Source organism: Thermopolyspora sp. NPDC052614, from assembly GCF_040678635.1.
Taxonomy (GTDB): Bacteria; Actinomycetota; Actinomycetes; order Streptosporangiales; family Streptosporangiaceae; genus Thermopolyspora.
Genome location: NZ_JBFATZ010000031.1, coordinates 1 through 12,367, shown reverse-complemented (window position 1 = coordinate 12,367; position 12,367 = coordinate 1). Strand labels below are relative to the sequence as shown.

Genomic DNA, 12,367 nt, shown 5'->3' with positions numbered 1-12,367 from the left:
TCGTTACGGGCGGCATGTTGCCTGAACGTCGTCAGGAGGGCGGGACTGGTGATGGAGACGACACGGCGGGTGGGCAACCTGCCGACGGAGATCGGCGGCCTCATCGGGCGCTCGGCCGAGCTCGCGGAGCTCGGCCGGTTGATCAGGGACACCTCGCTGGTGACCCTGACCGGGCCCGCGGGCGTGGGCAAGACCCGGCTCGCCGTCGAGGCCGGCCGGATGGCGGAGTTCCCCGACGGCGTCTGGTTCGCCGACCTGTCCGGCGAACGCGACGGCCACCTGCTCGCCCACGGGGTCTCGGCCACGCTCGGGCTCGGCGAGCAGGCCGCGCGCCCGCAGCACGAGGTGCTCGCCGAGCTGCTCGCCGACAGGCGCATGCTGCTCATCCTCGACACCTGCGACCACCTGATCGCCGCCTGCCGCACGCTCGCCGAGCGGGTGCTCGCCGTCGCGCCGGAGGTGCGCATCCTGGCCACCGGACGCCGGCCGCTCGGCCTGCCGTACGAGCGGGTCTATCGCGTCGAGCCGCTCGCCGTGCCGCCCGCCGGGGACGAGCACGCCGACCGGTACGACGCGGTCCGCCTGCTCGCCGTGCGCGCCGAGGCGCTGGGCGTCGGCGAGATCGGCTCGTGGCGCTCGCTCGGCCGGATCTGCCGGCGGCTCGACGGCCTCCCGCTGGCGATCGAGTTCGCCGCGCGGCGGCTGCGGGTGCTCTCCGCCGAGCAACTGGCCGAGCGGCCCGGCGACGGCTTCGCGATGCTCGGCGAGATCGCCGGCCCGGCCGCGGCCGGACGCCACCGGACCCTGCGCACCGCCGTCGGCTGGAGCCACGAGCTCTGCACGCCCGAGGAACGGCTGTTATGGGCCCGCCTGTCGGTGTTCCCCGGCACGTTCGACATCGGCTCGGCCATCGACGTGTGCGCCGACGCCCGGCTGGAGGACGCCGCCCGGCCGCTCACCCGCCTGATCGACGCGTCCGTGCTCACCCGGACCAAGGCCGGCCGCTGCCGCCTCTACGCCCCCCACCGGGAGTACGGCGCCTGGTGGCTGCGCGAGCTCGGCGAGGAGGAGGACCTCCGGCGCCGCCACTACCGCCACTTCCGCGAGGCGGCCGACCGGGCCGACGCCGAGTGGGCGAGCCCCGCGCAGCTCGACTGGGCCGACTGGGCGCACCGCGAGTTCCCCAACCTGCGGGCCGCGATCGAGCACACCATCACCGGGCAGGACGGGCTCGACCTCGTCGCCGCGCTGTGGTTCCTGTGGTTCTGCGCCGGGCGGATCAACGAGGGCCGCCGCTACCTGGAGAAGGCCCTCGCCTGCAACCGGCGGCCCAGCCCCGCCCGGACCAGGGCGCTGTGGGTGTCGGCGTGGGTCGCGCTCGCCCAGGGCGACCTGCAGACCGTCGCGGAACGGTCGCTTGAGGCGCTGGAGAGCGCGGCCGCCCAGGGCGACGAGGCGGGCGCCGGGGCCGCCGTCCACGTCGCCGCCGTGCTCGCCCTGGTCCGCGACGACCTGGACCTGGCCGACAGGCGCATGCGGGAGTCGATCGAGCTGTTCGGCCGCGTCCCCGACCCCGGGATCGGGCTCGCCATGGCGCAGACCACGTACGCGATGATCCTCGGGCGGCGGGGCGACCACGAGCGGGCCGAGCAGGTGCTGCGCTCGCACCGGGCCTGGTGCGAGCGCAACGGCGAGATCTGGTCGCGCTCGTACGGCGACTACACCCGCTCGCTCATCGAGCTCGGGCGCGGTCGCCTCGACGCGGCCGAGGAGCACGTGCACGCCGCCCTCGCCGCGAAATGGCGGCTCGGCGACGCCATGGGCAGCGCACTCGCCGTGGACCAGCTCGCCGCCGTCGCCGCGGCGCGCGGCGAGGGGGAGCGGTCGGCGCGGCTGCTTGGGGCCGGGCAGCGCGTGTGGTCGGGTTTCGGGCGTCCCCAGTTCGGCTCCCGCGCCTTCGGGGCGCCTCGCCGTACGACCGAGACACAGGTCAGGACCATGATCGGCGATGTGCGGTACGAGGCCGCGTTCACGCGGGGCACCGGCATGGATCCCGGCGGCGTGATCGACTGACGCGTGCCGGGAGCGGGTTCGCTCACCTCGTCAGCCACTGGTCGATTTCGGCGAGCAGTTCCTTTTTGAGGGATTCGGGGGCGGCGGAGGAGCGGACGGACTGGCGGGCCAGCTCGGCGATCTCGGCGTCGCGGAAGCCGTACACGGTCCTGGCCAGTTCGTACTGCGGCAGCAGCCGGGAGCTGAACAGCAGCGGGTCGTCCGCGCCGAGCGCGATCGGCACCCCCGCGTCGAACAACCGGCGCAGCGGCACGTCCTCGGGGCTGTCGGCGACGCCGAGGCCGACGTTCGACGTCGGGCAGATCTCGCAGCAGATCCGCCGGTCCGCCAGCCGCGCCATCAGCCGCTCGGACTCGGCGGCGCGCACGCCGTGCCCGACCCGGTCCGCCTCCAGGTCGTCCACGCACTCGGCCACGCTCTGCGGCCCGCTCAGCTCCCCGCCGTGCGGCACGGACAGCAGGTCCGCCCGCTTGGCGATGCGGAACGCCCGGTCGAAGTCCCTGGCCCGGCCACGCCGCTCGTCGTTGGACAGGCCGAAGCCGACCACGCCCCGCCCGGCGTACTGGACGGCGAGCCGCGCCAGCGTGCGCGCGTCCAGCGGGTGCCGGGTGCGGTTCGCCGCCACGATCACCGCGATGCCGACGCCGGACGATCTCGCCGCGCGGTCCGCGGCGTCGAGGATGAGCTCCAGCGTGCTCGTCAGGCCGCCGAACCGGTGGGCGTACCCCGACGGGTCCACCTGAATCTCCAGCCAGCGCGAGCCCTCGGCCGCCTCGTCCTGCGCCGCCTCCGCCAGCAGCCGGTAGACGTCCTCCGGACGGCGCAGCACCGAGCGGGCGATGTCGTACAGCCGCTGGAAGCGGAACCAGCCGCGCTCGTCGGTCGCCCTGAGCCTGGGGGGCCAGTCCTGCTCAAGCGCGTCGGGAAGGTGCACGCCGTGCTCGCGGGCGAGCTCGATCAACGTCGAGTGCCGCATCGAGCCGGTGAAGTGCAGGTGCAGGTGGGCCTTCGGCAGTCTGTCGAGCGGACGTGGCATTTCCATATGGTGCCGTACCCGGGAGACCGCGAAGGCCCGGTCGGAGCGGTCCGCGCGCGGGCGAGGGTCGGCGAGGGTCGTTGTATGCGCCTATGCGCGGTATGCGGTGACCAGGCGACCGCCGCGTCCGGCGGCCCGCCGAGCGGACCGCCAGGGCGACGGGTACGCCTGATCGCGTCGAGTGGGCCCTGGTGGAGCCCCTGGTAGGCCCAGGTGGGCCCAGGTGGCCCCCAGGTGGACCCTAGTGAATCTCGGACAGGAGCTTGGCGACGCGGCTGACGCCCTCGACGAGGTCGTCGTCGCCGAGCGCGTAGGAGAGCCGGAAGTAGCCCGGGGTGCCGAACGCCTCGCCGGGCACCAGCGCGACCTCGGCCTCCTCCAGGATCACCTCGGCCAGTTCGGAGGAGGTCTGCGGGCGGCGGCCGCGCAGCTCCTTGCCGAGCAGGGCCTTGATCGACGGATAGGCGTAGAACGCGCCCAGCGGCTCGGGGCAGACCACGCCCGGGATCTCGTTGAGCATGCGCACGATCGTCTGCCGCCGCCGGTCGAAGGCGGTGCGCATCTCCGCGACCGCGGACAGGTCGCCCGACACCGCCGCGAGGGCGGCGGCCTGCGCCACGTTGGAGACGTTGGAGGTGGCGTGCGACTGCAGGTTCGTCGCCGCCTTCACCACGTCGGCCGGGCCGATCAGCCAGCCGACCCGCCAGCCGGTCATCGCGTACGTCTTGGCGACGCCGTTGAGCACCACCACGCGGTCGCCCAGCTCGGGCACGGCCGTGGCGATCGAGGTGAACTCGGCCGAGCCGTACACCAGGTGCTCGTAGATCTCGTCGGTGATCACCCACAGCTCGTGCTCGGCGGCCCAGCGGCCGATCGCCACGACCTGCTCCCGCGAGTACACCGCGCCGGTCGGGTTGGACGGGGAGACGAACAGCAGCGCCTTGGTGCGCTCGGTGCGGGCGGCCTCGAGCTGCTCGACCGAGGCCAGGTAGCCGGTGGTCTCGTCGGTCACCACGTCGACCTGTACGCCGCCGGCGAGCTTGATCGCTTCGGGATAGGTGGTCCAGTACGGCGCGACCACCAGGACCTCGTCGCCGGGGTCGAGCAGGGTGGCGAACGCCTCGTAGACCGCCTGCTTGCCGCCGTTGGTCACCAGCACCTGGGACGGCTCGACGCTGTACCCGGAGTCCCGCCGCGTCTTGTCGGCGATGGCCTGCTTGAGCTCGGGCAGGCCGCCCGCCGGGGTGTACTTGTGGAACCTCGGGTTCTTGCAGGCTTCGATGGCCGCTTCCACGATGTAGCCGGGCGTGGGAAAGTCCGGCTCGCCGGCGCCGAAGCCGATGACGGGACGACCGGCCGCCTTCATCGCCTTGGCCTTGGCGTCCACGGCCAGCGTGGCGGACTCGGTGATCGAAGAGATGCGCGCTGAGATGCGGGGACGGGTCATGCCTCCATCGTTTCAGATCCGGTGGCCGGGTTTCCGCCCGATATCCCCGAAGCACGGCCCAGGTCGGGGTAGCGTTTGAGGTGCGCGGACGGGCCGGTTCGACGAAGCGGCCATTCCCACGTACACTTCCAGACCTAGCGGGCCACGAACGCGGGACCTACGCGTCCCGATTAGCGGTAGGGTGGTTCGCGAACATAGGGCACTAGCGCAATTGGTAGCGCACCGGTCTCCAAAACCGGCGGTTGGGGGTTCGAGTCCCTCGTGCCCTGCGAAGTGCGGTCCGCGCACCAGGAAGGCGTGTAAGCGCGCCGCAGGATTGCGACGGACACGACGGATGCAGGTGAGGACTGTGGCGATCGACACCCGCAGCGAGGCCGCGGACAGGCCGAGCGAGAAGAAGAAGCCCAAGCGCACCTCGCCGGCTCTCTTCTATCGCCAAGTGGTCGCCGAGCTTCGCAAGGTCATCTGGCCGACCCGCCGGGACCTCATCACCTACACCACCGTGGTTCTGGTGTTCGTGCTGATCATGGTTGCGATCGTGTTTGGTTTGGACGCTTTGTTCACCAAGGGTGTAGTGACGATCTTCGGCGGTTGAGCCGACCGGTGGCCTTCGCCGCCGAACTCGCCTGTTTGTCGACGAATAGAGAAAGAGTCACCGTGTCCGAGTTCCCACCGTCGCCCGGTGAGTCCCGCGAAGAGTGGGATCGAGAGCCGGAAGAGCCGGTAGAGACCGCCGCCGGCGAGGCCGAAGCCGATGCCGACGTCGAGAGCGACGTCGACTCCGACTCCGCCGAGGTCGGTGTCGCCGAGGACGAGGACGGTGACATCGTCCCGGACGAGTCCGAAGTCGACCCGGTCGAGGAGTTCAAGCGCGGCCTGCGCGGCCTGCCCGGCGAGTGGTACGTGATCCACTCCTATGCCGGGTACGAGAACCGGGTGAAGTCCAACATCGAGAGCCGGATCCAGTCGCTCAACATGGAGGACTACATCTTCCGTGTCGAGGTCCCGATCCACACGGTCAGCGAGTTCAAGGGCGGCAAGAAGACCCCGGTCAAGGAGCGCGTGCTGCCCGGCTACGTGCTCGTGCTGATGGAGCTGACCGACGAGTCGTGGGCGGCCGTGCGCAACACGCCCGGCGTGACCGGCTTCGTGGGCCTGTCCAACAAGCCGAGCCCGCTCACCCTCGACGAGGTGGCCAAGCTGCTCGCGCCCGAGCCGGAGCAGGAGACCAAGGCCGCCAAGACCAAGGCCCAGACCGCCACCGTCGACTTCGAGATCGGCGAGTCCGTCACGGTCATGGACGGCCCGTTCGCCACGCTTCCCGCCACCGTCAGCGAGATCAGCGCCGAGTCGCAGAAGCTCAAGGTGCTGGTGTCGATCTTCGGGCGGGAGACCCCGGTCGAGCTGTCGTTCAACCAGGTCTCCAAGATTTAAGCGACCTGGAGCGACCTGGAGCGACCTGGAGCACCGAGGGCTCGGCTACGGTCCCGAGTAGGGTTCCCGAGGGTTCTTCGTCTCGGGGATCTCCCCGCGTCGCATAGACTTTGATGTCGCCCCCACCCCGGCGGTGGGGGCGAGTCGTTGCTCGCGCCGGTCGGTGCGCGACACGGCTCCCCCACAAACCGTGGGGTTTTCCGCAAAAGGACCCGGAGAAGGACAAATGCCTCCGAAGAGGAAAATCGCCGCGTTGGTGAAGGTGCAGCTTCCCGCTGGCCAGGCCACGCCCGCCCCGCCGGTCGGTACCGCCCTCGGTCCGCACGGCGTCAACATCATGGACTTCGTCAAGCAGTACAACGCCGCGACGGAGTCCCAGCGGGGCAACATCATCCCCGTTGAGATCACCATCTACGAGGACCGCAGCTTCACCTTCGTCACCAAGACGCCCCCGGCGCCTGAGCTGATCAAGAAGGCCGCGGGCGTGCAGAAGGGCTCCCCGGTGCCGCACCGCGACAAGGTGGGCAAGCTCACCAAGGAGCAGCTGCGCGAGATCGCCCAGACCAAGATGAAGGACCTCAACGCCAACGACATCGAGGCGGCCGAGAAGATCATCGCCGGCACCGCCCGGTCGATGGGCATCACGATCGTCGACTAGACACACCAGCGGATTTCCCGAATCTGTGGGAGGGCCGGGCGCGGCCCGTACCACGGTTCACTCAAGGAGTGAGCAGATGAAGCGCAGCAAGGGCTACCGCCAGGCGGCGGGCCTGATCGACCGCTCGAAGCTGTACAGCCCGGCCGAGGCGGCGAAACTCGCCAAGGAGACCTCGGTCACCAAGTTCGACGCGACCGTGGAGGTGGCGCTGCGGCTCGGCGTCGACCCCCGCAAGGCGGACCAGATGGTCCGTGGCACCGTCAACCTCCCGCACGGCACCGGCAAGACCGCCCGGGTCCTGGTCTTCGCGACCGGTGAGCGTGCCGAGGAGGCCCGCGCCGCGGGCGCCGACATCATCGGCGCCGACGAGCTGATCGACGACATCTCCAAGGGCAACCGCCTCGGCGAGTTCGACGCCGTGGTCGCGACCCCCGACATGATGGGCAAGGTCGGCCGCCTGGGCCGGGTGCTCGGCCCGCGTGGCCTGATGCCCAACCCGAAGACCGGCACCGTCACCCCGGACGTCGCCAAGGCCGTGACCGAGATCAAGGGCGGCAAGATCGAGTTCCGCGTCGACCGGCACGCGAACCTGCACCTGGTGATCGGCCGGGCGTCCTTCGACGAGCGGCGGCTCGTGGAGAACTACGCGGCGGCGCTCGACGAGGTGCTGCGGCTCAAGCCGTCGGCCGCCAAGGGGCGCTACCTGAAGAAGGTGACGTTCACCACGTCGATGGGGCCGAGCATCCCGGTCGACCCCAACGCGACGCGCGCGCTGACCGCCGAGCTCGAAGGCTGAGCAGCGCGATCAGGGCCGGTCGACGGGCCTGACACGGGCGTACGAAGACGACTGATGGGCTCCCGCCGCCACGGCGGGAGCCCATCACGCGTTTCACCGGCAAGACTCACCGGCAAGGCCGGGATTTGTGAAGAAGTCGTGCAGGCTTCCTCCACGCCCGCGCGGGAGCCCCGCGCGTCACGTAGTGTCGCGTCCAAGGACATGAAGGGACGATTCTTGATGCGACGTAAGAGTGCCGCTCTGCTGGCCGCCGGTGCGGCCGCGCTGATCGCGTTGTCGGGCTGCGGTTCGCAGAGCCCCGCCCCGCTGGGGAACGCCAAGCTGGCGGCCGCCGAGGCGTTGCAGGACTCCGCGCGCAAGAGCCAGGACGTCTCCACCTATACCGCGGACATCGTCGTGGACCTGTCGGGGACGCCGCAGGGCGCGGGCAAGATCCAGGGCTCGATGGTCTACCAGCAGAAGCCCAAGCTCGCCGCGGACGTCACGTTCGACCAGATCAACATCGGCGGCCAGGCGGTGCCGGGCGGCCTGCGGACGATCCTGCTCGGCGACACCCTCTACCTCAAGCTCGACGCGCTGCGCACCTTGGTCGGCAACACCAAGCCGTGGATCAAGGTCGACCTGGCGGAGACGAGCGCCAAGGGCGGGTTCAACCTGCAAGAGCTGTTCGCCCAGGCGCAGCAGTACGACCTGGCCAACAGCGTCAAGATGCTGACCACCTCCGACGACGTCAAGGCGGTCGGCACCGAGACCGTGGGCGGGGTCGAGACCACGCACTACAGCGGGACCTTCCCGGTCGAGGAGGCCGTCAAGCAGCTTCCCGCCGAGGTCCAGGAGAAGGCGCGCGGCGAGTTCGCCAAGCTGAAGGACATGAAGTTCGACGCCTGGATCGACGCGGAGGGCCTGCCGCGCAAGATCACCATGAACGGGGCGGCGGGCAGCCAGGGCACCTTTGGCACGACGCTGCAGTTCCGGGCGTTCAACGAGCCGGTGAACATCTCCGAGCCGCCCGCCGACCAGGTCGGCGAGCTGCCCAAGAACTTCTCGGGCACCGGCAACTGATTCTCGCCGCCGGGCCCGAACCGGGCTTGAACAGGGCTCGAACCGAACTCGCATCGCGCCTCACACGCCCCCATGCCGGTCCTCGGATGCCGGCATGGGGGCGATCGCGCGTCCATGCCCATTGGGAGGCCCATTGGGAGGCCCATTGAAGGCCCTTGGAGGCCCTGTGGACGCCCGTTGGCCGCGTCCGGCGATTTGATGCGTCGTCCGTTTGCCCGTACGCTTGTGTCAGCCGAAGACCGCTGGTCGTCGTCGGGCTGCTCGTAGCCCGGCGACCGAAGGTCCCACACAGTGGGCGACCCGCGCAGGTGTGGTGAGAGTTTCTCGCCGGAGTCGCCCGTTGTTCGCGGACTCTCCGTCTGGGAAGCCCCGGTGCCCCTGCGCCCGGGGCTTGTTGTTTTTCCTGGGGACCTTCGCCGGCGGCACATCTGGAAGGAGGCCCATGGCGAGGGCGGACAAGGCGACGGCCGTTGCCGAGCTCAAGGAACACTTTACGAGCTCCAGCGCTGCCGTCCTGACCGAGTACCGCGGTCTCACCGTGGCGCAGCTGAAGCAGCTGCGTTCCACTCTCGGTGGGCACGCGAAGTTCGCCGTGGCGAAGAACACGCTGACTAAGATCGCGGCCAATCAGGCCGGGGTCTCCGTCCTGGACGATCTGCTCCAGGGCCCGACCGCGATCGCGTTCGTCAAGGGCGACGTGGTCGAGGCGGCGAAGGGTCTGCGCGATTTCGCCAAGGCCAATCCCCTCCTGATCATCAAGGGTGGCGTCGTCGATGGTAAGGCGATGTCCTCCGAGGAGATCACCAAGCTCGCCGACCTGGAGTCCCGCGAGGTTCTGCTCGCGAAGCTGGCCGGTGCGCTGAAGGCGAAGATGGCCCAGGCCGCCGCCACCTTCAACGCGCTGCCCGTGAACATGGCTCAGCTCGCCGAGGCCCTGCGCGTCAAGCGCGCCGAGGCCGGCGAGTAGCCCGCGGCACAGGTCGCCGTACAGGGGATTTTGAGAACTCGCGTATCGCGGTCGCGATTAAACGTACGAAAAACAGGAGGAACCACCACCATGGCGAAGCTCAGCAACGAGGAGCTGCTCGACTCCTTCAAGGAGATGACCCTTCTTGAGCTGTCCGAGTTCGTGAAGCTCTTCGAGGAGACCTTCGACGTCAAGGCCGCCGCCCCGGTCGCCGTCGCCGCCGCCCCCGCCGCGGGTGGCGCGGGCGCCGCCGCCGAGGAGGTCGAGGAGCAGGACGAGTTCGACGTCATCCTCGAGGCCGCCGGCGACAAGAAGATCCAGGTCATCAAGGAGGTCCGGGCCCTCACCAGCCTCGGCCTCAAGGAGGCCAAGGACCTCGTCGACGGCGCGCCCAAGCCGCTGCTGGAGAAGGTCAACAAGGAGACCGCGGAGAAGGCCAAGGCCGCCCTGGAGGGCGCCGGCGCCACCGTCACCGTCAAGTGACGTTGTCGCCGCTCACGCGCCGTCTCACAACGGCGCGCTGAACGGAACGCTGAACGCATAACGAGAAGGGCTGTCACCTGGTGCCGGTGGCGGCCCTTTTCGCGTTTCCAACCGCAAATGCCATACCCATCCGCAAACCCATCAGCACCCATCCATACCCATCCACACCCATCCATACGCATCTGTCCATGCCCATCTGCGCCGAGCCCCGGTGAGCGATCTCCGTACCGGGTTATGATCCGGACGATCCTGACGGGGAGGCCGGATGGAGCGCAGCAGACGACGCCTGGTCATCACGCTCACACTCGCCGCGCTGACCCTGATCCTGGGCGGCGGACTGGTGTGGATCCGGATGGACCTCGCGGAGGCGCGCGCGGCGCTTGAGGAGCGCGAGGCGGCGATGCGGGCGGCGGGCGTGCACGCGGTCGCCCTGCTGTCGGTCGACCACCGCACGGTGGATCAGGACATCAAGCGCATCCTGGACACCTCGACCGGCGAGGCCCACGACGGCTACACGAAGAACGCTCCGGCGCTCAAACGGACGACGACCGCCAACAAGGTCGTCCAGATGGGCGTCGTGCGCTCGACCGGGCTGGTGACGATGAACGCGGAGAGGACCACCGCCGACGTGCTCGTGGTCGCCGACGGGATGATCCGGTGGGACGGCGACAAGGCGGCGCCGCAGGATCGCTTCTACCGATGGTCCATGCGGGTCAGCAAGGTCGGCAGCGCCTGGCTGGTGGCGAGGGCGGAGCAAGTGCGGTGACACGCGGCGGAGACGACGTTCAGGGACACGACGTTCAGGGTCACGGATTACAGGGCCATGGGGTTCAGGGTCATGAGGCGCTGGGGGAGGTCCGCGGGTTCCCGTCGCCCGAGGGCGGGGCGGAGGCGAGCGGCGCGGGCAGGCACGGCAGGGGAGCGCGGCGACGCCCCTACGCGCATCAGGAGCCCGCACAACCCCCCGCACAGACGTCGGCCCGACGCAGTTGGTCGCGTCAGAAGGGCTACATCGGCCACGCGGGCCCGGTGGGGGCCCACGCCTCGGCCGGGCCGTACGCGGACGGGGAGGGCGACGCCGAGGCCGTCCTGAAGGCTCCCGCGCCCAGGCCGGAGAGCGTGCACGAGGGCGGCGTGCAGGAGGACCTCGAACAGGAACCCGAGGCGCCGCGGCGGGGCTGGGCCGGCGGGCTGCTTGTGGCGCTTCTGGCGATCGCCGTGGCGGTGCTCGCCGTCGCCGTCGCCCTGTCCTACCTCGACCTGCGTACGCTACGGCAGAACGAGGCCGACGGCACCGCCGCCCTCGCCGCCGCGCGGTCGTACGCCTCGGACATGCTCGCCTATGACCATCGTCACATCGAGCAGGACCTGGCCCGGGCGCGCGGGCACGCCACCGCCCGCCTGGCCGAGTACTACCGGCAGCTCGCCGCCACCCTGATTCCGCAGGCCAGACGCGAGCAGACCGTCCAGCAGGTGACGGTCGCCGGGGCGGCGGTGGAGTCGGCGGCCCCCGATCGGGTGAGGGTGCTGATGTTCGTCAATCGCACGACTAGTAAACTCCCGCCCGGCCACAAGAGCCGCGAGGGCGAGGTCAATCAGGGGCGCGTGCGGTTCGTGATGGTCAAACGCGGTGACGGTGTGTGGCTGGTCGACGATCTGTCCACGTTGCTGGGCAATCCGCCCGTTCACACCTGAGATGTCGCGTTATCCAATTGTTAGCAAAGGTTGTGTTTAGAAACCGGCAGGGAAGGGGATGCCTCCTTCAGCGATCGCGCCGTGCATCGGTAAGCGTTCGCCCCTCGGGGTAACTGAGTGTTAGCCGTATCCGCTCGCGGGTATCGTCAGGGTCCAGCGCCTCGTTTCACGCGGCGAGGCGGGGAAAACCCAGCGTGGCGGCCCTCAGTTGGCCGAAATGTCGGCTCACGGGCTTGACGTTTCGGCTCGGACGGGCGATGCTGCGACCAACGTGGAGCGCAGAGCGAGAGCGGAGTGGACAGGTGTATGCCGTTCGGCTACACTGCCCCTTTGCGCTGCCCTTTGACGACCCGCTTCTCTCAGTAACCGTTGTGGTGTCGTCTGGCGTGCGTGTAGTCAGTCCGCGAGCCCTCGGAAGGACATCTGTTGGCAGCCTCGCGCAACGCCTCCGCCGTACCCGCTGGTCCTCGTCGCGTGTCTTTCGCGCGTATCCAGGAGCCGCTTGAAGTTCCCGGCCTTCTGGCCCTGCAGACCGAGTCGTTCGACTGGCTGCTGGGCAACGACAAGTGGAAGGCCCGGGTCGAGGCGGCCCGCCAGGTCGGGCGCAAGGACGTACCGACGCAATCCGGCCTCGAGGAGATCTTCGAGGAGATCAGCCCGATCGAGGACTTCTCCGGGACCATGTCCCTGTCGTTCCGCGATCACCGGTTCGAGCC

Annotated in this window: 13 protein-coding genes and 1 tRNA gene; 12 read left to right on the top strand and 2 right to left on the bottom strand. The window is 69.8% G+C overall.

Annotation, left to right across the window (positions count from 1 at the left end):
• The first annotated feature begins 48 nt into the window (after nt 1-48).
• Nucleotides 49-2,073 carry a hypothetical protein gene (locus AB0K60_RS36200; protein WP_364065922.1) on the top strand — a complete coding sequence of 675 codons (2,025 nt, stop codon included), beginning with the start codon at nt 49-51 and terminating at the stop codon, nt 2,071-2,073.
• 22 nt (nt 2,074-2,095) lie between these two features.
• Here the strand turns inward: AB0K60_RS36200 and AB0K60_RS36195 are convergent, their stop codons facing one another.
• Together AB0K60_RS36195 and AB0K60_RS36190 are read right to left on the bottom strand one after the other, a co-directional pair.
• Nucleotides 2,096-3,115 carry an adenosine deaminase gene (locus tag AB0K60_RS36195; RefSeq protein ID WP_364065919.1) on the bottom strand — a complete coding sequence of 340 codons (1,020 nt, stop codon included), beginning with the start codon at nt 3,113-3,115 and terminating at the stop codon, nt 2,096-2,098.
• A gap of 235 nt (nt 3,116-3,350) precedes the next feature.
• A complete protein-coding gene (locus tag AB0K60_RS36190) occupies nt 3,351-4,556 on the bottom strand; it encodes a pyridoxal phosphate-dependent aminotransferase (RefSeq protein ID WP_364065916.1) in 1,206 nt (401 codons plus the stop codon).
• Between the two features lie 196 nt (nt 4,557-4,752).
• Between AB0K60_RS36190 and AB0K60_RS36185 the strand changes: the two genes are divergently transcribed.
• The 11 genes from AB0K60_RS36185 to AB0K60_RS36135 all read left to right on the top strand — a co-directional run.
• Nucleotides 4,753-4,825 (top strand) — tRNA-Trp (locus AB0K60_RS36185).
• An 80-nt stretch (nt 4,826-4,905) separates the two neighbouring features.
• On the top strand, nt 4,906-5,151 hold the full coding sequence (gene secE / locus AB0K60_RS36180; protein WP_364065913.1) for a preprotein translocase subunit SecE: 246 nt from the start codon (nt 4,906-4,908) through the stop codon (nt 5,149-5,151).
• 62 nt (nt 5,152-5,213) lie between these two features.
• Nucleotides 5,214-5,990, top strand: coding sequence for a transcription termination/antitermination protein NusG (nusG, locus tag AB0K60_RS36175; protein ID WP_364065910.1), 777 nt, complete (start codon nt 5,214-5,216; stop codon nt 5,988-5,990).
• Nucleotides 5,991-6,216: 226 nt separating this feature from the next.
• Entirely contained in the window at nt 6,217-6,648 is a 432-nt protein-coding gene (gene rplK / locus AB0K60_RS36170; protein WP_364065907.1) for a 50S ribosomal protein L11, read from the top strand.
• A gap of 76 nt (nt 6,649-6,724) precedes the next feature.
• Entirely contained in the window at nt 6,725-7,444 is a 720-nt protein-coding gene (gene rplA / locus AB0K60_RS36165) for a 50S ribosomal protein L1 (protein ID WP_364065904.1), read from the top strand.
• Nucleotides 7,445-7,663: 219 nt separating this feature from the next.
• The gene (locus AB0K60_RS36160) at nt 7,664-8,506 is read left to right on the top strand and encodes an LppX_LprAFG lipoprotein (protein WP_364065901.1); all 843 of its coding nucleotides are present in this window, start codon (nt 7,664-7,666) and stop codon (nt 8,504-8,506) included.
• Nucleotides 8,507-8,948: 442 nt separating this feature from the next.
• Nucleotides 8,949-9,473: a 50S ribosomal protein L10 gene (rplJ, locus tag AB0K60_RS36155; protein WP_364065898.1), complete on the top strand. Its 525-nt coding sequence runs from the start codon at nt 8,949-8,951 to the stop codon at nt 9,471-9,473.
• 90 nt (nt 9,474-9,563) lie between these two features.
• Entirely contained in the window at nt 9,564-9,956 is a 393-nt protein-coding gene (gene rplL / locus AB0K60_RS36150) for a 50S ribosomal protein L7/L12 (RefSeq protein ID WP_364065896.1), read from the top strand.
• 265 nt (nt 9,957-10,221) lie between these two features.
• Nucleotides 10,222-10,722, top strand: coding sequence for a hypothetical protein (locus AB0K60_RS36145; RefSeq protein ID WP_364065893.1), 501 nt, complete (start codon nt 10,222-10,224; stop codon nt 10,720-10,722).
• Between the two features lie 263 nt (nt 10,723-10,985).
• Nucleotides 10,986-11,651 carry a hypothetical protein gene (locus AB0K60_RS36140; RefSeq protein ID WP_364065890.1) on the top strand — a complete coding sequence of 222 codons (666 nt, stop codon included), beginning with the start codon at nt 10,986-10,988 and terminating at the stop codon, nt 11,649-11,651.
• Nucleotides 11,652-12,077: 426 nt separating this feature from the next.
• Nucleotides 12,078-12,367, top strand: a 290-nt coding sequence (locus tag AB0K60_RS36135; protein ID WP_364065887.1) for a hypothetical protein, incomplete at its 3' end; no start/stop codon positions are given.

Coding starts and splice junctions, on each gene's coding strand:
- AB0K60_RS36195 (WP_364065919.1), bottom strand. CDS start 3,115: ATGGAAATGCCACGTCCGCTCGACAGACTGCCGAAGGCCCACCTGCAC.
- AB0K60_RS36145 (WP_364065893.1), top strand. CDS start 10,222: ATGGAGCGCAGCAGACGACGCCTGGTCATCACGCTCACACTCGCCGCG.
- AB0K60_RS36160 (WP_364065901.1), top strand. CDS start 7,664: ATGCGACGTAAGAGTGCCGCTCTGCTGGCCGCCGGTGCGGCCGCGCTG.
- rplK (WP_364065907.1), top strand. CDS start 6,217: ATGCCTCCGAAGAGGAAAATCGCCGCGTTGGTGAAGGTGCAGCTTCCC.
- AB0K60_RS36190 (WP_364065916.1), bottom strand. CDS start 4,556: ATGACCCGTCCCCGCATCTCAGCGCGCATCTCTTCGATCACCGAGTCC.
- rplJ (WP_364065898.1), top strand. CDS start 8,949: ATGGCGAGGGCGGACAAGGCGACGGCCGTTGCCGAGCTCAAGGAACAC.
- rplA (WP_364065904.1), top strand. CDS start 6,725: ATGAAGCGCAGCAAGGGCTACCGCCAGGCGGCGGGCCTGATCGACCGC.
- rplL (WP_364065896.1), top strand. CDS start 9,564: ATGGCGAAGCTCAGCAACGAGGAGCTGCTCGACTCCTTCAAGGAGATG.